Source organism: Pseudarthrobacter sp. fls2-241-R2A-168 (assembly GCF_030209335.1).
Taxonomy (GTDB): domain Bacteria; phylum Actinomycetota; class Actinomycetes; order Actinomycetales; family Micrococcaceae; genus Arthrobacter.
Genome location: NZ_JARVSG010000028.1, coordinates 34612 through 60194, shown reverse-complemented (window position 1 = coordinate 60194; position 25583 = coordinate 34612). Strand labels below are relative to the sequence as shown.

The 25583-nt window shown below is 65.9% G+C and carries 24 protein-coding genes; 19 read left to right on the top strand and 5 right to left on the bottom strand.

All coding sequences use genetic code 11. The annotated features are described in order from the left end of the window. The first annotated feature begins 654 nt into the window (after positions 1–654). Both QRN11_RS15405 and QRN11_RS15400 read left to right on the top strand, forming a co-directional pair. On the top strand, positions 655–2436 hold the full coding sequence (locus QRN11_RS15405; protein ID WP_285313449.1) for a dynamin family protein: 1782 nt from the start codon (positions 655–657) through the stop codon (positions 2434–2436). After that, a complete protein-coding gene (locus QRN11_RS15400; RefSeq protein ID WP_285313447.1) occupies positions 2433–4046 on the top strand; it encodes a GTPase in 1614 nt (537 codons plus the stop codon). The genes QRN11_RS15405 and QRN11_RS15400 overlap by 4 nt, the downstream gene beginning before the upstream one ends. 25 nt (positions 4047–4071) lie before the next feature. Here the strand turns inward: QRN11_RS15400 and QRN11_RS15395 are convergent, their stop codons facing one another. Both QRN11_RS15395 and QRN11_RS15390 read right to left on the bottom strand, forming a co-directional pair. Continuing rightward, positions 4072–4620, bottom strand: coding sequence for a DUF1697 domain-containing protein (locus QRN11_RS15395; protein WP_285313446.1), 549 nt, complete (start codon positions 4618–4620; stop codon positions 4072–4074). Positions 4621–4680: 60 nt separating this feature from the next. Next, on the bottom strand, positions 4681–5400 hold the full coding sequence (locus tag QRN11_RS15390) for an IclR family transcriptional regulator (protein WP_013601431.1): 720 nt from the start codon (positions 5398–5400) through the stop codon (positions 4681–4683). A 111-nt stretch (positions 5401–5511) separates the two neighbouring features. Between QRN11_RS15390 and leuC the strand changes: the two genes are divergently transcribed. The 6 genes from leuC (at position 5512) to QRN11_RS15360 (ending at position 12044) form a co-directional block, all read left to right on the top strand. After that, the gene (gene leuC / locus QRN11_RS15385; protein ID WP_091416072.1) at positions 5512–6978 is read left to right on the top strand and encodes a 3-isopropylmalate dehydratase large subunit; all 1467 of its coding nucleotides are present in this window, start codon (positions 5512–5514) and stop codon (positions 6976–6978) included. Between the two features lie 8 nt (positions 6979–6986). Next, complete coding sequence (gene leuD, locus QRN11_RS15380) at positions 6987–7589, top strand: 3-isopropylmalate dehydratase small subunit (RefSeq protein WP_091415866.1); 603 nt, start codon at positions 6987–6989, stop codon at positions 7587–7589. Positions 7590–7738: 149 nt separating this feature from the next. Then, entirely contained in the window at positions 7739–9064 is a 1326-nt protein-coding gene (murA, locus tag QRN11_RS15375; protein WP_050054700.1) for a UDP-N-acetylglucosamine 1-carboxyvinyltransferase, read from the top strand. 10 nt (positions 9065–9074) lie between these two features. After that, a complete protein-coding gene (locus tag QRN11_RS15370) occupies positions 9075–9851 on the top strand; it encodes a lysophospholipid acyltransferase family protein (RefSeq protein ID WP_285313443.1) in 777 nt (258 codons plus the stop codon). Then, the gene (locus QRN11_RS15365) at positions 9841–10893 is read left to right on the top strand and encodes an NAD(P)H-dependent glycerol-3-phosphate dehydrogenase (protein ID WP_285313442.1); all 1053 of its coding nucleotides are present in this window, start codon (positions 9841–9843) and stop codon (positions 10891–10893) included. Before QRN11_RS15370 ends, QRN11_RS15365 begins: the two co-directional genes overlap by 11 nt. A gap of 2 nt (positions 10894–10895) precedes the next feature. Further along, entirely contained in the window at positions 10896–12044 is a 1149-nt protein-coding gene (locus QRN11_RS15360) for a D-alanine--D-alanine ligase family protein (protein ID WP_285313440.1), read from the top strand. 74 nt (positions 12045–12118) lie between these two features. Here the strand turns inward: QRN11_RS15360 and QRN11_RS15355 are convergent, their stop codons facing one another. Next, a complete protein-coding gene (locus QRN11_RS15355; RefSeq protein ID WP_285313439.1) occupies positions 12119–12622 on the bottom strand; it encodes a DUF3515 domain-containing protein in 504 nt (167 codons plus the stop codon). A gap of 183 nt (positions 12623–12805) precedes the next feature. Between QRN11_RS15355 and thiL the strand changes: the two genes are divergently transcribed. From thiL to rsmD, 4 genes are read left to right on the top strand one after another with little or no spacing between them, the layout of a single operon-like run. Next, positions 12806–13756: a thiamine-phosphate kinase gene (gene thiL, locus QRN11_RS15350; protein ID WP_285313455.1), complete on the top strand. Its 951-nt coding sequence runs from the start codon at positions 12806–12808 to the stop codon at positions 13754–13756. 22 nt (positions 13757–13778) lie between these two features. Continuing rightward, the gene (locus QRN11_RS15345; RefSeq protein WP_142057936.1) at positions 13779–14765 is read left to right on the top strand and encodes a DAK2 domain-containing protein; all 987 of its coding nucleotides are present in this window, start codon (positions 13779–13781) and stop codon (positions 14763–14765) included. Further along, positions 14755–17019 (top strand): ATP-dependent DNA helicase RecG, encoded by a 2265-nt coding sequence (locus QRN11_RS15340; RefSeq protein ID WP_285313438.1) that lies wholly within the window; start codon positions 14755–14757, stop codon positions 17017–17019. The genes QRN11_RS15345 and QRN11_RS15340 overlap by 11 nt, the downstream gene beginning before the upstream one ends. 45 nt (positions 17020–17064) lie before the next feature. After that, positions 17065–17727 carry a 16S rRNA (guanine(966)-N(2))-methyltransferase RsmD gene (gene rsmD / locus QRN11_RS15335; RefSeq protein WP_285313437.1) on the top strand — a complete coding sequence of 221 codons (663 nt, stop codon included), beginning with the start codon at positions 17065–17067 and terminating at the stop codon, positions 17725–17727. Between the two features lie 24 nt (positions 17728–17751). Here rsmD and QRN11_RS15330 read toward each other — a convergent pair whose 3' ends face one another. Then, a complete protein-coding gene (locus QRN11_RS15330) occupies positions 17752–18540 on the bottom strand; it encodes a spermidine synthase (protein ID WP_285313436.1) in 789 nt (262 codons plus the stop codon). After that, the gene (locus QRN11_RS15325; protein WP_285313434.1) at positions 18540–19769 is read right to left on the bottom strand and encodes an aminotransferase class I/II-fold pyridoxal phosphate-dependent enzyme; all 1230 of its coding nucleotides are present in this window, start codon (positions 19767–19769) and stop codon (positions 18540–18542) included. Before QRN11_RS15325 ends, QRN11_RS15330 begins: the two co-directional genes overlap by 1 nt. 43 nt (positions 19770–19812) lie before the next feature. Between QRN11_RS15325 and coaD the strand changes: the two genes are divergently transcribed. From coaD to QRN11_RS15290, 7 genes are all read left to right on the top strand, one after another. Further along, positions 19813–20313 carry a pantetheine-phosphate adenylyltransferase gene (gene coaD, locus QRN11_RS15320; RefSeq protein ID WP_091415891.1) on the top strand — a complete coding sequence of 167 codons (501 nt, stop codon included), beginning with the start codon at positions 19813–19815 and terminating at the stop codon, positions 20311–20313. 123 nt (positions 20314–20436) lie between these two features. Beyond that, positions 20437–20961 (top strand): YceD family protein, encoded by a 525-nt coding sequence (locus QRN11_RS15315; RefSeq protein ID WP_285313454.1) that lies wholly within the window; start codon positions 20437–20439, stop codon positions 20959–20961. A 36-nt stretch (positions 20962–20997) separates the two neighbouring features. Next, complete coding sequence (gene rpmF / locus QRN11_RS15310) at positions 20998–21201, top strand: 50S ribosomal protein L32 (protein WP_009356569.1); 204 nt, start codon at positions 20998–21000, stop codon at positions 21199–21201. Positions 21202–21222: 21 nt separating this feature from the next. Next, positions 21223–21966 (top strand): ribonuclease III, encoded by a 744-nt coding sequence (gene rnc / locus QRN11_RS15305; protein WP_091415895.1) that lies wholly within the window; start codon positions 21223–21225, stop codon positions 21964–21966. A 4-nt stretch (positions 21967–21970) separates the two neighbouring features. Next, a complete protein-coding gene (gene mutM / locus QRN11_RS15300; RefSeq protein ID WP_285313432.1) occupies positions 21971–22942 on the top strand; it encodes a bifunctional DNA-formamidopyrimidine glycosylase/DNA-(apurinic or apyrimidinic site) lyase in 972 nt (323 codons plus the stop codon). A gap of 132 nt (positions 22943–23074) precedes the next feature. Further along, positions 23075–24355 (top strand): MFS transporter, encoded by a 1281-nt coding sequence (locus tag QRN11_RS15295; RefSeq protein WP_285313431.1) that lies wholly within the window; start codon positions 23075–23077, stop codon positions 24353–24355. Continuing rightward, positions 24352–25464: a TolB family protein gene (locus QRN11_RS15290; protein WP_350223998.1), complete on the top strand. Its 1113-nt coding sequence runs from the start codon at positions 24352–24354 to the stop codon at positions 25462–25464. The genes QRN11_RS15295 and QRN11_RS15290 overlap by 4 nt, the downstream gene beginning before the upstream one ends. The last annotated feature ends 119 nt before the right edge of the window (positions 25465–25583 follow it).

Below are 25583 nucleotides of genomic sequence, written 5' to 3'. Positions count from 1 at the left end.
CTGTGAACACTGACAACCAAGGCCATCGCGTACACACATTTTGGCCGCTAACCCCTCTTTCACGGAACCTGTCGCCCTGGCCTCAATCCGCCAATCCGGGAACGCCCCATCACCTCCTGCCACTATTTCAGTGACGAGCGCTCAGATGGTGTCGGGTTCCGGGCAACGCGCGCTCGGATGGTGTCGGTTTCGGGGCAACGCGCGCTCAGATGGTGCCGGGTTCTGGGCAACGCCCCATCACGTCCCGTAACCAAACGGCCAACGCTCCATCGCGTCTTGCAGCGAAAGGGCAACGCCCCATTACGTCTTGCAGCGAAACGGGCGAGGCTCCATCACGTCCCGTAACTAAACGGGCGAGGCTCCATCACGTCCCGCGGCTGATCGCGTAATGCCCGGTCACTCCTGGCACCGTCTTGAGGTGATCTCGCGCACGTTGCGTGCCGGCGGGACTGTCGTCGAACATCACTGAGAGGTGATGGGGCGCTTGAGGCGAAGCCGCGGGAGGTGATTGGGCGTCGGAGGGGACCCCACTGAGAGGTGATGGGGCGTTGGAGGGGAGGCCGCGGGAGGTGATGGGGCGTGAGAGGAGAAACTGCAGGAGGTGGTGGGGCGTTGGAACGGGACCAAGCCAGCCTGAGCTGGCATGATGTTCCTGTGACCTCCCAGAGCGAGCAGGACCCACCGTACGACGCACAGCCAGCGCCCCCGGCGTTGACGGCTGTGGCCCTGCTGGAAGAGGTGCGGGAAGACCTGGCCGCTGCCGCGCTGCCGCTGGCCTTACCTGAGGCGGAACAAGCCAGGCGCGACGCCGCCAACGCCGTGGCCCAGCTGGACGACTACATCCTCCCGCGGTACCGCAGCCTGGAAGCCCCGCTGCTGGCCGTCGTCGGAGGCTCCACAGGTGCCGGGAAATCAACACTTGTCAACGCCTTGGTGGGCCACCCCGTGACCCGGTCCGGAGCCATCCGCCCCACCACCCGCCAGCCCATCCTGCTGCATCACCCGTCGGAAGCGGCCTGGTTTGAGGGCCAGCGCGTCCTGCCATCCCTCAGCCGCATCCGTGGATACGTCGCCAGCAGCGCGGTCCCGGCCACCAGCGCCGGACCGGTCCCCGACCCCGGAGCCATGTCCTCCCTTGTCCTCGTAGCCGACCCCGCAATGCCCGAAGGCATCGCACTCCTGGACGCGCCCGACGTCGACTCCATCTCCGACGACAACCGCAAGCTTGCGGGGCAGCTCCTCGCCGCGGCAGACCTGTGGATTTTTGTCACCACTGCCAACCGCTATGCCGACGCTGTTCCCTGGAGACTGCTCCTTGACGCAGCCGGCCGGGACATCATGGTTGCAGTAGTACTGGACCGGGTGCCGCCAGGGGCGGAAGCCGAGGTCAGCGAGGACCTGCGCGGACTCCTGGACCGTGAAGGCCTGGGCGCCGCGCAGCTGTTCATCATCCCGGAGACGGCCCTCGACCCGCTGGGCATGCTCCCCGCCACTACAGTCCTCCCGCTGCGCACCTGGCTGGCGGATCTTGCTGCCGACTCCGCGGGCCGTTCCGACATCGCCCGCCGCACCCTGAACGGGACTGTCAGGGCCTTGGCTGCCCGCGTTGCCGAGGTGGCCCAGGCCGCGCGGGAACAGCAGCGGGCCGCAGGGAACCTGGAAGCCGCTGCCATATCGGCATACAACAGCGCTGCCACCCGAATCCTCGATGCCACCAGGGACGGATCACTCCTCCGCGGCGAGGTGCTGGCCCGCTGGCAGGACTTTGTGGGTACTGGGGAATTCTTCCGGACCCTGGAACAAAACGTTGGCCGGTTCCGCGACCGGCTGGGCGCCTTCTTCCGCGGCGAACCGCCGCCCGCCATCCGGGTGGAAGCAGCCATCGAGACAGGCCTGCAGGCCGTCATCGTCGACGAAGCAGCAAATGCTGCCGAGGATACTGACCAGCGCTGGCGGACCGATCCCGCCGGCCGCCACCTGCTGGGAACGGACGACCTTTCCGGAACCACACCCGTGTTCGAAGACAGGGCTGCCGCCGAAATCAGGGCCTGGCAGGAAGCCCTGATGGAACTGATCCGCACGGAGGGCCAGGGAAAGCGGACCCAGGCACGCTGGCTGTCCTTCGGCATCAACGGGCTGGGCGCTGCCCTGATGATCGTGGTGTTCTCCATGACGGCCGGACTCACAGGACTCGAAGTGGGAGTGGCGGGTGGTACCGCCGTGGTGGGCCAGCGGCTGCTGGAAGCAGTGTTCGGCGAGGATGCTGTCCGGCGTATGGCCGAAAAAGCACGGGAAGACCTGCACGTGCGCTGCCAGCGGCTGCTCCAGGACGAACAGCAGAAGTTCCTGTCCCGGCTTCCCGAAAGCGATGACACGTCCGCTCAATCCCTCGCCGCCCACGCGGAGGCGCTGGCCCGGCTGGCGGCCGCTGCATGAGCCGCCACAGCGACACCCGGGATTCGTCGCGGCTGGACCGCAGGCTCATGGCCCTGAACGACGCCCGGGAACTGGGGGAAGGTGTCCTTCCCGATGAATCACTCCAAGACGTGTTCAGCGTGCTGGAGCGTGCCAGCTCCCGGCGGTCGCTGTCCGCCGACCACACGGTGGTGGGCTTCTTCGGTGCCACCGGCAGCGGCAAGTCCTCGCTGTTCAACGCCGTGAGTGGAGCTGAAATCGCGACGGCGGCAGCGCGCCGTCCCACCACTTCGGAACCTCTGGCGGGGGTGTGGGGAGCTGAGGGCAGCGAACCGCTGCTGGACTGGCTGGACGTCCGGAACCGGCATCATGCGGCAGCCGTGGATGGCTTCGCCGGCGAGGACACGGGGCTGATCCTGCTGGACCTGCCGGACTTCGATTCCACCAAGGCAGCGAACCGGGAAGTGGTCCAGCGGATGGTGGGCCTGGTGGACGTCCTGGTCTGGGTCCTTGATCCCCAAAAGTACGCCGACGCAGCTGTCCACAATGACTTCCTGTCACGCCTGGCCTCGCACGGGGCCGTCACCCTGGTGGTCCTTAACCAGGTGGACCGCCTTCCTGCCCACGACGTGCAGCCAGTCCTGGAATCCCTGCGGGCAATCCTTGCCCGCGACGGACTCGCCAAGGTCCAGGTTCTCGCGGCGTCAGCACTCAGCGGGACAGGAGTGGACAAGGTCCGGGATGCCATCCGCGGCGTCGCGGTGAAACGCAAAGCCCAATCACAGCGGCTCACTGCCGACATCACCCGGGCCTCAGCGGAATTGGGCGCAGTATCCGGTGCCGGAGAGGCGGCCGGGGTCCGGCCCGCTGCAACGACGCGCCTTGCGGACGAGCTGGCAATTGCCGCGAACGTTCCTGCTGTGGTCCGGGCCGTGAGGCAGTCCTACCGGCTCGAATCGGTGAAGCGGACAGGCTGGCCCGTCACACGCTGGCTTTCCCGCTTCCGGCCGGATCCGCTGCGACGCCTTAATCTGCGCAGCACGGCACCTTCTGAGCTGAACCGGACCTCGCTGCCCTCAGCCGGAGCACCGGAGCGCGCCCGGACCGATGCGGCGGTGCGGGAATTTGCCGACGCCGCCAGCGCGGGCGCCCCTGGTCCGTGGCGGGCAGCTATCCGGAGCGCCGCGAGGGAAGGCAGGGAGCGGCTGCCCGATGCCCTTGACCAGGCCATCGCCGGAACCGACCTGGCCGCCAACCGAAGGTCGTGGTGGTGGGGTTTGTTCAATGTGGTGCAATGGCTGGCGCTGCTCACAGTCCTGGGCGGGCTCGGCTGGCTCGGCGTCCTGGCGGCGCTTGGCTACTTCCAAATGCCAGCACCGGAAGTGCCCAGGGTGGAGGGCTGGCCGGTGCCGACGCTGATGATTGCCTTGGGGGTGGTCCTGGGGATCTTCCTGGCCATCACCGGCCGTTTCATTGCTGCGGCCGCGGCGAACGCCCGGGCGGCGCGGGCCAGGAAACGGCTGAACGCAGCGGTTGCCGCCGTGGCCCAGGAACTCGTTGTAGAACCTGTGGAGGTTGAAGTCAGCAGGCTTTCAGCCTTCAATGCGGCACTGAAGGCGGCGGCCGGGTAGAAGTACGACGCCGGCCGGGAGTCAGTCAGCCGGCTGCGGACAGCTCGGCAGCGGCATCCCTGACCTTGATGAGGGTGCGCAGGTTCCGTGTGGTGGTGGACGCCTTGAACTTCGATTTGGCCGTGATTTTACTGAAAGGACTGTCCAGGGTTCCCCCGGCGGGGGCCAGCCATGCCAGCGCCTCGGGGCCGAGCCGCTTTTGCTCCGCACCCGCCAGCGCGGCGCCGGCTGCCTCAAGTTCGTCCAGCATGCCAATATCGGACGAGAGTGTGATGTAGGTGTGCGTCGTCTTATCGTCATCCGGGTAGGGGCAGGCACTTACCAGTTCTGCCACCCGGGCTGCGTCCAGGATTACCACCCAGGCGTCATAACCGAAGGTGTCCCGGAGGCATTTTTCGCACTCCCGCTTCACGGCGGCGGCGTCCAGGGTGCTGCCCAGCACTACGTTTCCGCTGGCAAGCAGGGTCCGCGCGTCCGGAAAACCGCCGGACTTGAGCGCCTCCCGGACCTCGGCCATCTTGATGTTGATGCCGCCCACGTTGATACCCCGAAGAAACACTGCATAGCTGCCCATGGCGAAAGCCTAGCGTCCGCAGCACTGCCGCGAGGGCAATCCGGCGGGCAGGTGACTGCGTCAGTCGTTGTTTTTGCGGAGCGCCTCGGTAAGGACGCGGCCGGCGTTGCAGACAACTTCCGCATGCAGCCTGCCGGGCTGGCGGGTGAGCCGCTCGATGGGACCGGAAATTGAAACTGCCGCAATCACCCGGCCGGAGGGTCCGCGCACCGGTGCGGAAACTGACGCGACCCCGGGCTCGCGTTCGCCAAGGCTCTGGCCCCAGCCCCGCCGTCGTACTCCTGCCAGGACTGTAGGCGTAAACCGGGCAGACTGCAGCCCTTCGAGCAGCCGGTCGTGGTCCTCCCAGGCGAGCAGCACCTGGGCGGCCGATCCGGCCTTCATGGACAACTGCGTGCCCACCGGAATGGTGTCGCGCAGGCCGATGGGGCGCTCGGCGGAGGCAACACAAACGCGCCAATCGCCCTGCCGGCGGAAAATCTGGGCACTTTCGCCGGTGGCGTCACGCAGCTGCATCAGCACCGGTCCGGCGGAGGCGATCAACCTGTCCTCACCGGCAGCGGACGCCAGTTCCACCAGGCGGCTTCCCAGGACAAAGCGGCCCTGGATGTCACGGCTGACCAGTCGGTGGTGGACCAGGGCCAAAGCAAGGCGATGGACCGTGGGCCGGGCCAGGCCCGTCGCCGCCACAAGCTGCGCAAGCGTGGTGGGCCCGGCCTCAAGTGCATCGAGCACCTGGGCCGCTTTATCAATGACGCCGACTCCACTAGAATTGTCCATGTAATGATATTGCCGTCTCATTATCTGAGATGCAAATCTTTCGGCTGGCGCAGTACGAAGCCGTACTGGTTCAGTGGAACTATCAGCCAACAGCAGTGAAGGGAGATGGCCATGGCAAAGACATTGGCCGAGAAAGTCTGGGACGCGCACGTGGTGCGCAAAGGCGACGGCGAAGGTGCCAATGCCCAGCCCGACCTTCTTTTCATCGACCTCCACCTCGTCCATGAGGTCACGTCGCCGCAGGCGTTCGAAGGCCTGCGCCTGGCCGGCCGCCCGCTGCGCCGCCCGGACCTGACCATCGCCACGGAGGACCACAACACTCCCACGCTGGACATCGACAAGCCTATCGCCGATCTGACCAGCCGCACGCAGATCCAGACGCTGCGCAACAACTGCGCCGAGTTCGGTGTGCGCCTGCATTCCCTCGGCGATGCCGAGCAGGGCATCGTCCACGTGGTGGGTCCGCAGCTGGGCCTCACCCAGCCGGGCATGACGGTGGTCTGCGGCGACTCGCACACGTCCACCCACGGTGCCTTCGGGGCGTTGGCCATGGGCATCGGAACCTCCGAGGTGGAGCACGTGATGGCCACCCAGACGCTGTCCCTGAAGCCGTTCAAGACCATGGCCATCAATGTTGAAGGCACGCTCCGCCCGGGCGTCACCGCCAAGGACATCATCCTGGCCGTCATCGCCAAGATCGGCACCGGCGGCGGCCAGGGCTACGTCCTGGAATATCGGGGCTCCGCCATCCGCGCCCTGTCCATGGATGCCCGCATGACCATCTGCAACATGTCCATCGAAGCAGGCGCCCGCGCCGGAATGGTGGCTCCGGACGAGACTACGTACGAGTACATGTTGGGCCGCCCGCACGCGCCCCAGGGCGCCGACTGGGACGCCGCCGTCGAGTACTGGAACACCCTGCGGACCGACGATGACGCCACCTTCGACGTCCAGGTGGACCTGGACGCCAACACGCTGGAGCCGTTCGTCACCTGGGGCACCAACCCCGGCCAGGGCGTTTCGCTGTCAGAATCCGTGCCCTCGCCGGAGGACTTCGGCGACGAGAACGCCAAGGCTGCCGCCGAGCGCGCCCTGCAGTACATGGGCCTCGAAGCCGGAACACCCATGAAGGACATCCGGGTGGACACCGTCTTCCTCGGATCCTGCACCAACTCCCGGATGGAAGATCTCCGCGCCGCGGCTGACATCATCCGCGGACGCCAGAAGGACCCCAACATTCGGATGCTGGTGGTCCCGGGCTCAGCACGGGTCCGCCTGGAAGCCGAGGCCGAAGGCCTGGACAAGGTCTTCAAGGACTTCGGGGCTGAATGGCGTTTTGCCGGCTGCTCCATGTGCCTGGGAATGAACCCGGACCAGCTGGAGGTGGGGGAGCGCTGCGCCTCCACGTCCAACCGCAACTTCGAAGGGCGCCAGGGCAAGGGCGGCCGGACCCACCTCGTGTCCCCGGTCGTAGCCGCAGCCACGGCCATCCGCGGCACCCTGAGTTCGCCGTCGGACCTTGATCCCGATCCGGTGGTTGAGCCTGTCGAAACCCCCATCCGTACCGACGCAGCCTAGGACACGCCATGGAAAAGTTCACCACCCACACCGGAATCGGCGTCCCGCTGCGCCAGAGCAACGTGGACACGGACCAGATCATCCCCGCTGTCTACCTCAAGCGCATCACCCGCACAGGCTTCGAGGACGCCCTGTTTTCCGCGTGGCGCAAGGACCCCTCCTTCATCCTGAACCAGGAACCGTTCAACGCGGGCTCCGTGTTGGTGGCGGGCCCCGACTTCGGCACCGGCTCCTCCCGGGAACACGCGGTCTGGGCGCTGAAGGACTACGGCTTCAAAACTGTGCTCTCGTCCCGGTTCGCCGATATCTTCCGCGGCAACTCCGGCAAGCAGGGGCTGCTCGCAGCCCAGGTGGCGCAGGACGATATCGAACTGATCTGGAAGGAGCTCGAGAACGCTCCCGGTACCCCGGTCACCGTGGACCTCGTCTCCAAGACGGTGGTGTGCGGCAACATCGTCGCGCCCTTCGATATCGACGACTACACGCGCTGGCGCCTGCTCGAAGGCCTGGACGATATCGGGCTGACACTCCAGCACGAGGCGGACATCACTGCCTACGAGGCCACGCGCCCGGCCTTCCTCCCGAAAACCCTGCCGGCACGCCTTTCCTGAGTGGGCTGAAGTACCTCCGACCGTGCGACGGCGGCCCGCCACGCCCTGCCGCCGTCGCCCGCGTATTTCGGTTCGGTAACGCGACCTCCTATGCTTGGTTGGAGCCTTTGCAAGGTTTTGTGGGCTAGTTATCGTGAGGAAACCGGTATATGAGTAGTGTTCTGACAATCCGTGGCGGAGTCCCGCTGACGGGCCGCGTAAGCGTCCGGGGAGCGAAAAACCTCGTTCCCAAGGCGATGGTGGCAGCGTTGCTGGGCAACGAGCCGTCCGTATTGCGGAACGTGCCGGAGATCAAGGATGTGGAGGTCGTCACCTCCCTCCTTCAGCTCCACGGCGTGACGGTGGTCAAGGACCCGGTCAACGGGGATCTCACCCTGGATCCAAAGGCGGCCAAGACGGCGCCCAGTACCGCCATTGACGCCCACGCCGGCGACTCCCGGATTCCCATCCTGCTGTGCGGCCCCCTGATCCACGCCATCGGGGAAGCGTTCATTCCCGACCTGGGCGGCTGCAAGATCGGCGACCGTCCCATCGACTACCACCTTGATGTGCTGCGCCAGTTCGGTGCCGTGGTGGAGAAGCGGCCGGGCGGCATCCACATCTCCGCCCCCAAAGGCCTGCACGGCGCCAAGATTTCCCTGCCCTATCCGTCCGTCGGGGCCACGGAGCAGGTGCTGCTGAGCGCCACCCGCGCGGAGGGCATCACTGAACTCTCCGGAGCGGCAACGGAACCGGAAATCATCGACCTGATTGCCGTGCTGCAGAAGATGGGCGCCATCATCAGCGTCCAGACCGACCGCACCATCCGCATCGAAGGCGTCCGCGACCTCGGCGGCTACAACCACCGGGCGCTCTCGGACCGCAACGAATCGGCGTCGTGGGCATCTGCGGCGCTGGTGACCAAGGGTGACATCTTCGTTGAGGGCGCCTCCCAGCGCGACATGATGACGTTCCTGAACACCTACCGCAAGGTAGGCGGCGGCATGGACATCGGCGAGGACGGCATCCGCTTCTACCACAAGGGTGGAAAGCTCAACCCCCTGGTCCTGGAAACGGACGTGCACCCCGGTTTTATGACTGACTGGCAGCAGCCGCTGGTGGTGGCGCTGACCCAGGCTGAAGGTGTTTCGATCGTCCACGAGACCGTGTACGAAAACCGCTTCGGCTTCACCGATGCACTGATCCGGATGGGCGCCAGCATCCAGGTGCACCGTGAGTGCCTGGGCAGCGTGCCCTGCCGGTTCGGCCAGCGGAACTTCCTGCATTCGGCAGTCATTTCCGGGCCCACCCAGCTCAAGGGAACCGACATCGACGTGCCGGACCTCCGCGGCGGCTTCAGCCACCTGATCGCGGCCCTCGCCGCAACGGGAACATCCCGGGTGACCGGCATCGACATCATCAACCGGGGCTACGAGCGCTTCACCGAAAAGCTTGCCGGGCTGGGCGCCGACTTCGACATCACCCCCACAAAGTAGCGGAACCGACGTGAAAGAGTCTGCGAAAAGCAGGGCCACCTTTATGTTCATTGCCGGCATTGTCCGGCCCTTGATGAACGCCATGATGAGCAAGGAGTGGGAGGGGACGGAGAAGCTTCCCGCCGGCGGGTTCATCGCGGCCCCCAACCACTGCACCGAAATTGATCCGCTGGTAGTGGGCCACATGCTGTACAACCAGAAGCGTGCCCCGCACTTCCTTGCCAAAGCGGGCCTCTTCAAGGTTCCCGCCTTTGGTTGGCTGCTGCATGCCACCAAGCAGGTCCCCGTGGAGCGTTCGACGGCGGGAGCGAACCGCTCGCTGCAGGTCGCACAGGAGATTGTCGCCGAGGGCGGGGCCATCATCATCTATCCGGAGGGCACCCTCACGCGTGACCCGGACCTGTGGCCGATGAAGGGCCATACCGGCGCGGCGCGGCTGGCCCTTGAGGGCGGCATTCCCGTGGTTCCGATCGCACACTGGGGCGCGCATGAGGTGTTTCCGCGGTACGGCAAGAGGTTCCACGTCTTCCCGCGCAAGCGGTCGCGTGTTGTAGTGGGCGATCCTGTGGACCTCAGCGCCTTCTCCGGCCGTCCCCTGGACAAGGCCACGCTGGCCGGAGCAACCGACGCCATCATGGACGCCATCACCGGCCTCCTCGCGGAGCTCAGGGGAGAGCAGCCCCCGGCGGTGCGTTGGGATCCGGCAAAGCAGCAGCAGTCCAAGCACGGGCGTTTCGTGGAGCGCGGCCAGGGCCAGACCGGGGAACGGACGCCCGGTGATTCCTGAGGGGACACAGGGCGGGTCGGCCCGCTCTGTTGCCGTGCTTGGGGCCGGCTCCTGGGGAACCACGTTTGCGAAGATCCTGGCCGATGCCGCCACCGCCGCCGGTGAGCCCCGCGCCATCCGGTTGTGGGGCCGGCGCACCGAAGTGGTGGAGGAAATTAACACCTTCCACCGCAACAGCCAATACCTGAAGGACATTGCCCTCCCGGAGAGCATTACCGCTTCCACTGAGGTCCCTGAGGTGCTGGCCGGCGCCGATCTGGTGATATTGGCTGTGCCGGCCCAGTCCCTCCGGCCGCAATTGCGCGGATGGAAGGACATGATCGCCCCCGGTGCCATGGTGGTTTCACTGATGAAGGGGCTGGAACTGGGCACCGATGCCCGGATGAGCGAGGTCATCAGTGAGGAACTCGGCGTTCCAACGGAACGCATCGCCGTCGTTTCCGGTCCCAACCTGGCCATGGAGATCGCCCGCGAGGAACCTACCGCATCCGTGGTGGCCTGCACTGATTCCGCTGCCGCCGGCTGGATAGCCCGCAGCTGCACGGCACCATACTTCCGGCCATACACCACCGCGGACATCGTGGGTGTGGAAATCGGCGGCATCGTTAAGAACGTCATCGCGCTGGCAGTAGGTATTTGCGAGGGCCGGCAAATGGGGGACAACACCAAGGCTTCCGTTATTACCCGCGGCCTCGCCGAAACATCCCGCCTGGCGTTGGCGCTGGGCGGGGACGCGAAAACCATGGCGGGCCTGGCTGGCCTGGGTGACCTGGTGGCCACATGCTCTTCTCCGCTGTCGAGGAACCATACCGCCGGGCGGCTGCTGGGCCAGGGCCTGACGCTGGAGGAAGTAGGCCAGAAGATGACCCAAACCGCCGAAGGCATCAAATCCGGCCAGGCCGTCCACGAACTCGCGGCAAAGCTCGGCGTCGAGATGCCCATCACGGCCGCCGTCGTCGCCGTGCTGGCAGGCAAGCTGTCCGTTGACCAACTGGGGCCTGTCCTGCTGGCCCGGGAACTGAAACCTGAAGGCGATTACTGACCATGTCCCACCACAATCTCACCGCATCAGAACCGGCCCGCGGGGCAAAGCCCCGGGTGGCGGTATTGTTCGGCGGACGGTCCAGCGAGCATGCCGTGAGCTGCGTTACCGCCGCCGGTGTCCTTGGTGCCATTAACAGGGACAAGTACGAGGTGATCCCGATCGGAATCGCCAAGACGGGGCAGTGGGTCCTTGCCGCCGAGGACACCGCCCAGTGGTCCCTCTCCGCATCCTCGCTGCCTGAGGTGGTCCCGTCACAGAAGACGGTGACGCTGGCCGAGATCGGCGGCGAACACCAGCTCATCGTGGCTTCCCCGAACGAGGTTCCGCAGGAGCTCGGCACCGTGGATGTGGTATTCCCGCTGCTGCACGGCCCGTTCGGTGAGGACGGTACCATCCAGGGGCTCCTGGAACTCTCGGACACGAGGTACGTCGGAGCCGGCGTCCTGGCTTCCGCTGTGGGGATGGACAAGCACTACATGAAGGTGGTCTTTGAAGCGGCCGGCCTTCAGGTAGGCCCCTACATTGCCGTGACCGACAGGCAGTGGCGCAAGGACGCGGAATCCGTGCGGAAGCAGGTGGACCGGCTCGGGTTCCCCGGCTTCGTCAAGCCCGCCAGGGCCGGATCCTCGATGGGTATTTCCAAGGTGGACTCGCTGGATGAGCTGGACGCTGCCATTGAGGAAGCACGGCGGCACGACCTCAAACTCGTCATTGAGGCGGGAATTGTGGGCCGCGAGATTGAATGCGCAGTGCTCGAAGGCAGGGGGACCGATGCCCCCCGGACCTCCATGCCCGGCGAGATCTCCGTGGCAGGCGGCACGCACGAGTTCTACGACTTCAACGCGAAGTACGTCGAAGACGACGCCGCAGCGCTCAGCTGCCCGGCAGACCTGCCCGAGGAAGCCATTACCAGGGTGCGTGAACTCTCGGCAGCTGCCTTTGATGCGGTGGGTGCAGAGGGATTGAGCCGGGTGGACTTCTTCTACACACCGGATGGCCAGCTGATCATCAACGAGATCAACACCATGCCGGGCTTCACCCCCAAGAGCATGTACCCGCAGATGTGGGCCGCCTCCGGCCTGGGCTACGCCGACCTGATCGACGAACTCATCTACCTGGCACTGAACCGGAAGACCGGCCTCCGCTGACCCCGTTCCGGTGGTTGCGCCGACCCCTTCCGGTGGTTGAGCTGACCCCTTCCGGTGGTTGAGCTTGTCGAAACCTACTGGCTCTGCGGGAGATCCTGCAGCTCCTCCTGGCCCACGCAGTTGCGGCTGGCCGGCACTTCTGCGGCGGCAACCGCCAGGTCTGCAAGCACCGTGGCGGAACTGATCTTGTCCGGGTCCATCAGGATCTCCGTGGCGGGCTCCCGGCCGTAAGTGGTGAGCGTCCATACCGGGTCGCCTTCCTTGATGACCCAGTCGATCCCGTTGACGGTAACGCACCGGTCGGTAGTGGGTCCCGGCACATTGACGCCGCAACGCAGGACCACCAGTGAGGGATCGCCCCAGGCGGCAGTTGCCTGGCTGTTTGTCTTACGGAGGGCTGAGTCCCCGATGGCCTCGGGGAGAGCCACCATCATGGGGGCGCAGGCCGGGTTCGCCGCATCCTTGGCGGCCGGCACGTCCACCACTGGGGAACACGCAGCCAGCGGAAGGGCGGCTAAAGCCCCGATCAGCGCCATCCTGGCACGGCGGGCGGTCAGGGAAGCGAGGGGGCGGTGCATGCTCCAAGCCTATCGCCGCAGCCGGGCCGGCCAGGACACCAGGAGGTGCGGCCAGCCAATGTCCGTGGCCCGCTGTAGCGTAGTGGCGTGCCAGAAAACCGTTTGACCGTCCACCCGCAGCCCCCAGCCGTTGCTGCCCTCTCCGAAGCCGAATTGCTGGCCCGGATCTTCCCCCGCCTCTCCATGGCCGGGTCCTACTCAGAGGCCACGCTGCTGGGCCCGGGGGATGACGCTGCCGTGGTGGCGGCGCCGGACGGCAGAACGCTCATCAGCATCGACACGCAGGTCCAGGACCAGGATTTCCGGCTGGAATGGCCAAATGGCTACCGGACCACCGGGTTCGACGTCGGCTGGAAGGCCGCGGCGCAGAACCTCAGCGACATCAATGCCATGGGGGCCACCGCCACGTCACTCGTCGTGAGCCTCACACTCCCGCCCGAGACGCCGGTGAGCTGGGTGGAGGACCTTGCGGATGGGCTCACTGCCGGCATCAAGGACCTCGGAGCCATCAGATGCTCGGTGGCGGGCGGCGACCTCGGCCGCGGCCGGGAAATTTCGGTCACCGTCGCCGTCCTCGGCACCCTCGACGGCGGTCCAGCAGTGCTCCGGTCCGGGGCGCAGCCGGGGGATGTCCTCGCGCTTGCCGGTACGGCCGGGCATGCTGCTGCGGGCCTGGCCCTCCTGGAGTCGGCCGAGAACGTAGATGCCCTCGGGGAACGTGAGCGTGCCTTCCTCGACCTGCAGTGCAGGCCGCGGCCGCCGCTGGAAGCAGGCCCTGCAGCGCGGACGGCCGGTGCCACGGCCATGCTGGATGTTTCGGACGGACTGCTGCGGGACGGACTGCGGCTGGCTACGGCCAGCAGCGCCGCAATCGACCTGGATCCGGCGCAACTGCACGTGCTGGGGGAGGTGCTGCGGCCTGCCTCGGAGCTGCTGGGCACGGAACCGGCGGCCTGGGTGCTCAACGGCGGGGAGGACCACGGCCTGCTCGCCACATTCCCTGCTGATGTTCAGCTGCCACCCGGATTCACTGCGATAGGCTCAGTACAAGCATTGGGAAGCAATGAAAGCCCGAGCGTCAAAATTGCGGGCCGGCCCGCGGACGCCGGGGGATGGGATCACTTTGCACACTAAGGTTGCCGCCAACGCGCAAGCGATGAAGAGGTGGTTGGGCAAGGCTGAGACCGTCATTGGAAACCATAGCGACCGCCTCAACGCCATCAATATCTTCCCGGTAGCGGACGGCGACACGGGCACCAACCTGTACTTGACCGTGCGCGCGGCTGCCCGGTCCGCGGCCGCAGCGGAGGACCAGCCTGCGCAGCTGGACGTCGGCGTCGTACTGGCTGCTGCCGGCCAGGCTGCGATGGAGGAAGCCCGCGGAAACTCAGGGACCCTTTTGTCGGTGTTCCTGTGCGCCGCGGCGGAACCGCTCGCGGGGCACACCCGGCTGACGTCCACCCTGTTGGCCGCCGCACTGAACCGGGCCCAGATCAGGGCATGGTCCGCCCTCAGCGACCCGGTTCCCGGAACCATGCTTTCCGTGATGGAGGCTGCCGCACGGGCAGCGGCCGCGGTGGACGCCGGGCAGAACGGGGACGACAGCAACCACGCCCTGGGCCTGGCACTGGACGCCGCCGTTGAAGGTGCCTTGGCCGCGGTGATCCGCACGGAGGACCAGCTGGACGCGCTGACCTCGGCCCGGGTGGTGGACGCGGGTGGAGTGGGCATGCTCCTGATCCTGGACTGCCTCCGTTCCGCCGTCCTGGGTGAGGAGCTCCAGAGCGAACTGCTGGACGGACTCCACGGCTATGACGTCTCCGATCCCCACATCCATGCGGCCCTGCCGGACGATGACGGCGTCGAAGTCATGTGCACCATCAATCTTTCACCGCTTCACGCGGCCACGCTCCGCCAGCAGCTCGACGAAATCGGTGAATCCGTGATCATGAGCCAGGTGGGGGGCAACGAAGACGCCGATGGGAACTACCGCTGGCGGGTCCATGTGCACGTCCCGGACCCCGAGCCTGCTGTCAGTATCATCCGTGCCCTGGGAGAACCGTCCCACATCAGTATCAGCGAACTCGCCCTGCCGCGGGAACCCCACACAGACGCAGTGAACTCCAGTGGGCATGACCGCTGAACTCGATCTTGTGCTGGAACGGCGGATCGGCAAGCGGTCCGCATCGGTCATCGAAAAGCACCTGGGCATCACCACGGTTGACGGGCTGCTGAACTACTTCCCGCGCCGCTACATGAACCGCGGTGAGCTCACGCCCATCAGCGAACTCCCCCTCGACGAGGAGGTCACCCTCATCGCCCGGGTGCTCTCCAGCAGCACCCGGAACATGCAGGCCCGCCGCGGGACCATCACCGACGTCATAGTGTCCGACGACGACGGGCGGCAAGGGCTGCGGCTGGTCGGCGGAACGGACTACCGGGGGAAAGTCCCCGGCACCCTCAAAATCACCTTCTTCAACGGTTTCAAAGCAAAAACAGATCTACTGCAGGGGCGCCGGGCCCTGTTCTCCGGAAAGGTCACCAAATTCAAGGGACAACTGGGCCTGACCAACCCGGACTTCCAGCTGCTGGATGACGATCCCTTCAGCGAGGGCAGCCAGGACCCGGAAAAACTCGCCGCCATGCCCATCCCGGTCTACCCGGCCACTGCCAAACTGCCCAGCTGGAAGATCCAGAAGGCCATCCACACCCTGCTGGAAACGCTGGACCTGGACGCGCTGCCCGATCCCGTTCCGCCCGCCGTCGCCCGGCGTGAAAAATTCCTGCCGGTGGCCGAGGCATACCGCCTCATCCACGCGCCCGAAACCCCTGAGGACTGGCGCCGGGCGCGGGACAGGCTCCGCTACCACGAAGCACTGGTGCTGCAGTCCGCCCTGGCCCGCCGCCGGGCGCAGCTGGCCGCGGAGGAAGCCACAGCACGGCGCCAGGTTCCCGGCGGGCTGCTGGCAGCCTTCGACGCTGACCTGCCGTTCACCCTCACCGCGGGGCAGGCCGCCGTCGGTGAAACCTTGGCCTCGGAACTTGCCCGCGACTCACCGATGAACCGGCTGCTGCAAGGTGAAGTGGGCTCAGGCAAAACCATCGTGGCGCTGCGGGCCATGCTGCAGGTGGTGGACGCCGGGGGACAGGCCGCGCTGCTGGCACCCACCGAAGTACTCGCCGCCCAGCACTATGACTCGATCCGCCGCTCCCTGGGGCCGCTGTCCAGGGACGGCCTGCTGGGCGGCCTCGGCGATACCTCGGTCCAGGTCACGCTGCTCACGGGTTCCATGCCCACGGCAGCCCGCAAGCAGGCCCTGCTTGATGCCGCCTCCGGGACCGCGGGAATCATCATCGGCACCCACGCCCTGCTCAGCGGCAACGTGACGTTCTTCGACCTTGGCCTGATCGTGGTGGATGAACAGCACCGCTTTGGCGTGGAGCAACGGGATGCCCTCCGGGCCAAGGCACGGAAGCCGCCCCACCTGCTGGTCATGACCGCCACGCCCATCCCGCGAACCGTTGCCATGACCGTGTTCGGTGACCTTGAAACGTCGGTGCTGGACGAACTGCCCGCAGGCCGGGCCCCGATCAGCACCCACCTGGTGGGCCTGTCCGAAAACCCTGCGTGGGCCGGCCGCATTTGGGCCCGTTCCCGCGAGGAAATCGACAACGGGCACCAGGTGTATGTGGTCTGCCCCAAGATCGGCGCGGACGACGACGGCGACTTCAGTCCGGAGGAAGCGGACCTGGCTGATGGCCTCGAGGGGGAAAACGGGCGGGAACTCGCATCGGTGACTGCCGTCGTCGAACATCTCCAGGCCGAGCCGGCACTCACCGGTGTTCCCCTTGCTCCACTGCACGGGCGCCAGCTGCCCGACGTGAAAGCCGCCGCCATGGCCGGCTTCGTGGACAACCGGGTCAAACTGCTTGTCTCCACCACCGTCATTGAGGTGGGCGTTGACGTTCCCAACGCCACCCTGATGGTCATCCTCGACGCCGACCGGTTCGGCATCTCCCAGCTCCACCAGCTGCGCGGCCGGGTGGGCAGGGGCGGGCTGCCCGGAACGTGCCTGCTGGTCACGGCGCTGGAGCCCGGCCACCCCAGCCGGAAGAGGCTGGAGGCGGTGGCCGCCACCACGGACGGGTTCGCCCTTTCCCAAGAGGACCTCAAGCTGCGCCGCGAGGGCGACATCCTCGGTGCCTCCCAGTCCGGCGGCCGCTCCACGCTTAGGCTGCTGCGTGTCCTTGAGCATGAAGCTGTCATCAGCCGGGCGAGGGACGATGCCCAGCAGATCGTGTCACAGGACCCGATGCTGGCTGCACACCACGAACTGGCTGAAGCAATCGACAAGTACCTCAACCCCGAAAAGGAGGCGTTCCTTGAACGCGGTTAGCACGGTGGGATCCGAAATGCACGCCGGCGGAAGCCGAGGCGGCGAGTGAGCCGGATCATTTCCGGGGCGGCCGGCGGCACGCCGCTGCAGGCTGTCCCTGGTTCCCTGACCAGGCCCACCACGGACCGGGTCAAAGAAGCGCTCTTCTCGCGGCTCGAGGCCTTTGACGTCATCAGCGGCGCCAGGGTGCTGGACCTCTACGCCGGCTCGGGATCCCTGGGCGTGGAGAGCGGCAGCAGGGGAGCCCAAACCGTGGACCTGGTGGAGTCCGATGCGAAGGCGAGTGCTGTGTGCCAGCGCAACGCCGACCTCATTAACGGGGTCCTGGGCCGAAAAGCCGTGACGGTCCACCGGTCAAAGGTGGAGCCTTTCCTGGAGCGTGCCGCGGCATCGGCTGCCTGGGACCTGGTGTTCCTGGACCCGCCCTATCCGCTTGAGGAGGTGGCTTTGGCCGCAGTCCTCGAAAAACTGGCCGGCCACCTGGCGCCGGCGGCCGTGGTGGTGGTGGAGAGGTCATCCCGCTCGCCCGAGCCGGGGTGGCCCGGCGGGCTGGCGCGGTTCGCGGAGAAGAAGTACGGCGAAACCAGGCTGTGGTTCGCTGAGCCCTTTGTCCCTGACGCCGTCGATGCCGACGTGCTCGACGACGAAGGCGCGGATGCGGACGGGAGTGGCTCCGGTTCCGTTGAGGCGGACGGCAGCGGCCGGTAGGAAACCGTTCCGGCGAAGGCCTGATTAATCCGCGAGGGCGTCCAGGTCCACACCGGCGAGGACCCTGGCCGGATGCGGCCCCCGGGCGGTCAGTTCCTCGGACCAGCCCGCGGGCCAGGATGTTTGGGTGCCGGCCAGGATGATGTTCCCCGGGTAGCGGCCGTCGAACATGCCTGCTTCGGCAACAGCGGCGACGTCACCCATTGCACGCCGCATCGCCGCCGCCTGGCTGCGGACCAGAGTGAGTCCGGGTTCGTCCCCCACGTTAACGATCAGGAGGCCCTCCGGCGCCAGCCGCTCCCTCAGCTCGCTGTAAAACTCTGTGCAGGCAAGGTGCGCGGGGGCCTCCGGGCCGGAAAAGATGTCAAGGATAACGACGTCGAAGCGGAGTCCGGGATCAAGCTCCGTGAGTGCGTCCCTGGCGTCTCCGATGATGGCGTGCAGGTCTGTTCCCTCAGGGAGTGGCAGTTGCCGGAGGACGAAATCGAGAAGTTCCCGTTCCAGCTCCACCGTGTACTGAATCGATCCTGGCCTGGTTGCCTGGATGTAGCGGGCCAGTGTCAGGGCGCCTGCCCCCAGGTGCAGCGCCGTGACCGGCGTTCCTGCGGGGGCCGCCAGGTCCACCAGATGCCCGATCCGCCTGAGGTATTCGTAGAAGATGTGGTCAGGCCGTGCCAGGTCCACGTGGGACTGTTCCGCGCCGCCGATACTGAGCACGTAGCCGCCCCCTGTGAAAGCGTCCGGCTCGATTGATGCGTGCTGTCCGCTGGTGCGAAGGAACCGGGCCGCACTCCGCCCGCTGCCCGTCTGCATCAGACCAGCCTGCCAAGGGTTGCCAGCCTGGCCGCGGCCTCCTCAAGGACCTCCGTCTTTTTGCAGAACGCGAAGCGAAGCAGGCTGCGTGTCCTCTCTGCCCCTTCCGGGTGGCAGAAAACGGGGACGGGGATGGCTGCAACGCCCACCAGTCCGGGCAGCCTGCGGGCCAGGTCCACGGAGTCGTGGATTCCCAGCGGCGCCGTGTCGACGTTGACGAAGTACGTACCCTGCGGGGAGTAGACATCGAAGCCTGCCGCCCTCAGCCCTTCGCTCAGGATGTCCCGCTTGCGCTGCAGCGTGGCGGCAACGTCATCGTAGAAGGCGTCCGGCAGGCCCAGCCCGGTGGCAATGGCCGCCTGGAACGGCGTGCCGGAACTGTAGGTGAGGAACTGCTTGACCGTCCGGACAGCGGAGACAAGGTCCTCGGGGCCTGTCACCCAGCCGATCTTCCAGCCCGTCAGCGAAAACGTCTTGCCCGCCGAGGAGATGGTGATGGTACGGTCACCGGCTCCGGGCAGGGAAGCCACCGGCACGTGGCGGGCGCCAAACGTGAGGTGTTCGTACACTTCATCGGTGATGATCAGGCAGTCATGCTTCCGGGCCAGGTCAACGACGCGCTGCAGGATGCTCCGGGGAAATACCGCACCTGTGGGGTTGTGCGGGTTGTTCAGCAGCACCGCCCTGGTCCGCCCGCTGAAGGCCGCTTCCAGGGCGGCCAGGTCCGGCATGAAGTCCGGGGCCAGCAGCGGAGCCGTGACGTGGGTGGCGCCGGAGAGCCCGATCACTGCTCCGTAGGAATCGTAGAACGGCTCAAAGGTCAGGACCTCGTCCCCGGGGCCGGTAAAAGCCAGCAGGGCGGCAGCGATGCCTTCCGTGGCGCCGGTGGTGATGATCACTTCGGTCTGCGGGTCAGGGGTGAGGCCATAGAACCTTTCCTGGTGCACAGCCACCGCTTCGCGCAGTTCCAGGATGCCCTTGCCGGGCGCGTACTGGTTCACCCCGGCGGCGATGGCGGCGCGGGCAGCTTCCCTGATCTCCAGCGGCCCGTCCTCATCCGGGAAGCCCTGGCCCAGGTTGATTGCACCGGTCTGCGCCGCGAGGGTGGTCATCTCTTCGAAGATGGTCACGCCCAGCCCGCCATCGGCTCCGAGGAGGTTGGCTCCGAGCGCGGTCCGCTGCCAGGGGGCAGGGGCCATGGGGGTGGAAACTTCCCGTGGTGGATGCATCCAGTCATGGTATCCCGGCCTTTCCATGGGGTAGGTTCGGAGCATGAGACGCGCTGTCTGCCCCGGATCCTTCGACCCCATCCACAACGGCCATCTCGAGGTTATTGCCCGGGCGGCCAGCCTGTTTGATGAAGTCATCGTGGCGGTCTCCACCAACCCGGCCAAGAAGTACAGGTTCACGCTCGCGGAGCGGCTGGAGATGGCCCGCGAAACCCTGGCGTCGCTCAAGGGCATCGTGGTGGAACCCGTAGGCGAAGGGCTGCTCGCAGAATATTGCCGGCAGCGGGGTGTGTCAGCCATCGTCAAGGGCCTGAGATCGTCCTCCGACTTTGACTACGAGCTGCCAATGGCCACAATGAACCGGCAGCTGAGCGGAGTGGAAACGGTCTTCCTGCCCGCCGAGGCGCACTACATCCACCTGTCCTCCACCTTGATCAAGGAAGTCGCGGGCCTGGGCGGCAGCGTCTCCGATTACGTTCCCAGATCAGTGCACCGGAGGATGCTTGCGGGCGGGTCGGCGGACGATCAGCAGCCAAGAGGGTAGGCTTGTCAGGTACTTCGGCGGTCCCCGCTGGCTGGTTTGAGTCCCCGCGGCTCTTCAGGCTAAGATGGTACGTCGGTCATATGTTCAACAGGAGTTCTCATTAAAAGAGATGCTGGTTCGCCCCTGGCGTTCGACGTCAAGGACCTCGGACGCAGTCCGGGAAGCATGCGGACACTGAAGGAACATGTACCCGCACCGGGTGATCTTGGTGTGGCGCTCATTGGTGTTCAGGAAGGCTCGGATATTGAGCTGGATCTGAGGCTTGAGGCCGTACACGAAGGAATTCTGGTATCCGGAACCGCACTCGCCGAAGTAACCGGTGAATGCGGCCGATGCCTGGATCCCCTTGCGTATGACCTTGAGGTCAATGTGCAAGAACTTTTCTTCTATGAGGGCGTACAGCTTTCGGACGAAGAAGATGGTGAAGAGCAACGTCGAGTCGAGCACGATGTAATCGATCTTGAACCGGTGTTGCGGGACGCGGTTGTCACCAATCTGCCGTTCCAGCCGGTGTGCCGGGAAGACTGCCAGGGCCTTTGCTCCGAATGTGGAGTTCGCCTGGAAGACGAGCCGGGGCACCACCACGAGGTCTTGGATCCTCGCTGGGCTGCCCTAGCTGATATGGCTAAGCCTGACCGGCAAAATTGATTTGTACGTGTTTGTCTAGAGAGAAATGAGTTAGCCGTGGCTGTTCCCAAGCGGAAAATGTCTCGCTCGAATACCCGCGCCCGCCGCTCGCAGTGGAAGGCGACCGCCCCCCACCTGGTGAAGACCGTGGAGAACGGCCAGGTTACCTACAGCCTGCCGCACCAGGCGAAGGTCGTCACCGATTCGGCCGGCACCGCGCTGTTCCTTGAGTACAAGGGCCGCAAGGTCGCGGACGTCTAATCGGCCCCTCAGGCTGACATGATGTCTTCAACTGAAGAGCTTTTGAAGCGTCTCGGTGTCTCAATTGACGCCGGGACGCTTCGTCTTGCGCTCACACACCGTTCCTACGCCTACGAAAACGGCGGCATCCCCACCAACGAGCGGCTCGAATTCCTGGGTGACTCCATCCTGGGGTTCTCCGTGACGGACGCCTTGTACCGGGACAATCCGGACCTGCCCGAAGGTGATCTGGCGAAGCGCCGCTCGGCAGTGGTCAGCACCCGTGCCCTTGCCGGCATCGGGCGCAGCCTGGGGATTGGCGACTACATCTACCTCGGGCAGGGCGAAAAGCTCACCGAGGGCAAAAACAAGGCGTCGATCCTTGCGGACACTATGGAGGCGCTGATCGGTGCCACCTACGTGTCCAATGACATCGAAACGGCCCGCCAGCTGGTGATGCGCCTGATCGGGCCCCTGCTCAAAGACGCTGCTGCCCTTGGCGCCGGGACCGACTGGAAAACGAGCATCCAGGAACTTGCGGCAAGCCGGCAGCTTGGAACCATCCACTATGCGGTGGAGGGCTCCGGCCCGGACCATGCGCGCGTTTTTACCGCAGTCCTGCACATCGGCGGCACGGCGTACGGCCGGGGAACGGGCCACTCCAAAAAGGAAGCGGAGCAGGAAGCTGCTGCTGACGCCTGGCGGGCCCTTTCCGGCACTGCGGCTTCAAGCGCTGCGGCTTCCGCCACCGGGGGCAAGTCCGCCGGCTCCATAGCCGCCAAGTAGCGCTGTGCCCGAACTTCCCGAAGTTGAGGTGGTCCGCCGCGGCCTGGTGAGCTGGGTCCGCGGCCGGACCATCGAATCCGTGGAAGTCCTGGACGAACGCTCCATCCGCCGCCACGCGCTCGGGACCGCGGATTTCGTCGGGAACCTCGAAGGGGCCACCGTCGCCGACGTCGTACGCCGGGGAAAATTCCTGTGGCTGCCATTGGTGGACGCCTCTGCCGGCCCCGCTGATGAGGATGCTTCGGGGAAGGGGTGTCCCGCCGTCGCGCTGATGGCCCACCTGGGCATGAGCGGCCAACTCCTCATGCAGGACGCGGATGTGCCGGACGAGAAGCACCTCAAAGTACGGTTCCGGCTGAGCTCCAGCGACGGCATGCCCGGACAGTTGCGGTTCGTGGACCAGCGGATCTTCGGGGGCCTGTTCGTCACCGCACTGGTACCAACGGACGACGGCGGCCCCGGCGGACTCGCCGAATCGCCGCTTCCCCTGATAGCAGAGGAAGCGGCCCACATCGCCCGCGATCCGTTGGACCCTGCTTTCTCCTTCGACCTTTTCTTCCGCCGCCTCCGGAAACGCAAAACAGGATTGAAGCGGGCTTTGCTCGATCAGGGCCTCGTATCGGGCATCGGCAATATTTACGCCGACGAAGCCCTGTGGCGTGCCCGCCTCCACTTCGCCCGGCCCACAGACACCCTCCGCAGGGCCGAAGCCGAGAGGGTGCTGGACTCCTCCCGTGAGGTTATGCTCGATGCTCTGGCCGCCGGCGGGACGAGCTTCGACTCCCTCTATGTCAATGTCAATGGCGCCTCGGGATACTTCGACCGGTCCCTCAACGCCTACGGCCGGCAGGGCCAGCCGTGCCGGCGGTGTGCCGCTGCGGGAATCCACGCAGTCATCCGGCGCGACCAGTTCATGAACCGCTCCTCGCACACCTGTCCTGTGTGCCAGCCCCGTCCGCGCAACGGCCGCTGGTAGTCCGCGGCCGGCAGATTCTGCGGATTCTTCGGTTCCGCAATGTGGACCTGGCTGCGACACTTTGTCGATGAAGGCCAAGCGCCGCCCGGCCGCGCATGGCTTCCCTTGCCGGACAAAAGGAACGGGCAGCCCTTGTACATCTCGATGTCGGACCGCAAAGGCGGCCAGCAGGACTTGCAGGAAACAGGCGGCCACGCTGCGCTGACGGCCTTCAGGTTGTCGCCGGTGATCATCTGGCTGGGCATTGTGAGCATGGTGACGGACATTTCCTCGGAGTCTGTCGCGGCGGTCCTTCCGCTGTATGTCACAGGATTTCTCGGGCTGTCCACCATAGCCTTTGGTGTCATAGACGGCATCAACCAAGGTGCCAGTGCCATCGTCCGGATCGGGGCGGGATGGGTGTCGGACCGCACAGGCCACCCCAAACGCGTCGCAGTCGCAGGATACGGGCTGTCCATGGCGGCCAGGGTTGGCTTCCTCTTCGCCGGCGGTTTCTGGGCCATCGCCGGGATCGTCACCGGCGACAGGATCGGAAAGGGGATCCGGACGGCTCCCCGGGACGCCCTCATATCGGCATCCGCACAGCCCGAATACCTGGCCCGGTCCTTTGGGATCCACCGGATGCTGGACAACATCGGTGCGGCCGCCGGACCATTGATCGCCTTCCTCATCCTGATGCTGATACCCAACGGGTTCAGCACGGTTTTTGTGGTGTCCCTGGCCTTCGCCATCATCGGCGTGGCGGTCCTGGTGCTGGTGGTGCCGGACAAACTGAAGCTTTCGGCTCGGCCGAGCGAAGGCAGGCCCGCGTTCCGCTGGTCCGAGCTGAAGTGGCTGCGCCTGAAGGAGCAGGGCCTGGCCCGACTCGTGGCGGTCACGGGTCTGCTGGGCCTGCTCACCATCGGCGATGGGTTTGTCTATCTTCTCCTTCAGGACCGGGAGGCCTTTGCCGTCAAGTGGTTTCCGCTCCTTTACGTCGGAACGAATGTCGCATTCCTGGTCTTCGCAGTTCCGCTGGGCCGGTTGGCTGACCGGTGGGGGCGGGTCCACGTCTTCCTGGCCGGCCACGTGGCGCTCCTGGCATGTTACGTTCTGGCGGTACTTCCGCTGGGCGGAACTGCCGCCACCCTAGGCTGCCTGGTGCTGCTGGGACTGTTTTACGCCGCCACAGACGGCGTGCTCTCGGCCCTGGTGAGCCAACTTGCGCCACCGGAACGGCTCGGAACTGCCTTGGGAGCCGCGCAGACTGTGGTGGCACTAAGCAGGATGGCAGCTGCAGCCTGCTTCGGCCTCCTCTGGTACCTGCTGGGACCGGGTACGGCGGCGGCCTGTGTGGCAGGCCTGCTGGCACTGGCGGTGCCCGTTGCGGCGATTGTCCTTCGCCGGCCGGCCGGAAGGACGGCAACATCGTGAGCAGGACTCCCGTCGACACTGCCCCCAGCAGCCCCAACCCTGACACCGATGCCCAGCAGGGCCACGGCATCACCGGCCTTGAAGCACCCGGCAAGGCAAGCCGACGGCGGCTGGTGCTCCTGCTGGCAGTGGCCGCCCTGGTGCTCGCCGGTGCAGGAGCCTACGGACTCTCGGCGTTCCGGCAGGAGCAGGCCGGCCGGGACGCCGCATCAACGGTAAAGGTGGTTTTGGCCACGTCCTTGCCGGCGGAACCTTATGTGATGTTCCGCAACACTGCGCCCGGGCAGGGCTACGGGCAGGCCGCCACTGTCGCATTGGCCGATCCCGCCGGCGAGCGGGCACTGAGCGGTCAACCCTGCGACCGCGTCTACGCCTCAAAGGAACTCATCAGCTGCCTCCAGACCGTCAACGACATTCCTACAAAATACGAGGCCGCAACCTACGATTCGTCGCTGAAGCGCCTCGATGCCTGGGCACTGGGCGGCATCCCCAGCAGGACGCGGCTGAGCGGTGACAGTTCCCTCATCGCCACCACGGTTTTTGTTGCCGGACATTCGTATGCTTCCGCGGGCTTCTCCACCGAGACCGTTATCCGTGGCAGGGACGGCGCCGTCCATGGCAACCTTGAAGATTTTTCGCTGATTTTAGACGGAACACGGATCAAGGCCTCGGACCGGAATATCTGGGGTGTCACCTTCGTGCCCGGTGACCCCGCAGCTTTCTATGCCACGGCGTCGTCGCAGGGCCACATCTGGCTGGTCCGGGGCGACCTTAGCGCCAGGACGCTGACGGTGATGGCGTCAGGGGTTGAATGCCCGTCGATTTCACCTGACGGAACCCGTATCGCTTTTAAGAAGAGCACCACCGGCACCTTGGTGGGGCACCGGAACATCGCCGTCCTGGACCTCGCTTCCGGGAGCGAAACCGTCCTGGGCGAGGAGCGTGACATTGACGACCAGCTGGAATGGCTGGACAACGACACCGTAGTTTATGGGGTACCGCGGGACGACACAGGCCAGGACAGCGACGTGTGGGCAGTTTCCACCGAAGCCGGAGCGGCTCCCCGGCTGTTCATTGAACATGCGTGGTCGCCGGCAGTGGTGCGCTGAGGGTCAGTCGCGTACCCGGAAGATCACCGGATACGGCAGGAAGGGCCGGTAAATCCGGGGCATTGCGCCGCAACGCAGTAGATTTGGTCCTGGGAAGAAGCACTCGCCCCATGCCATTC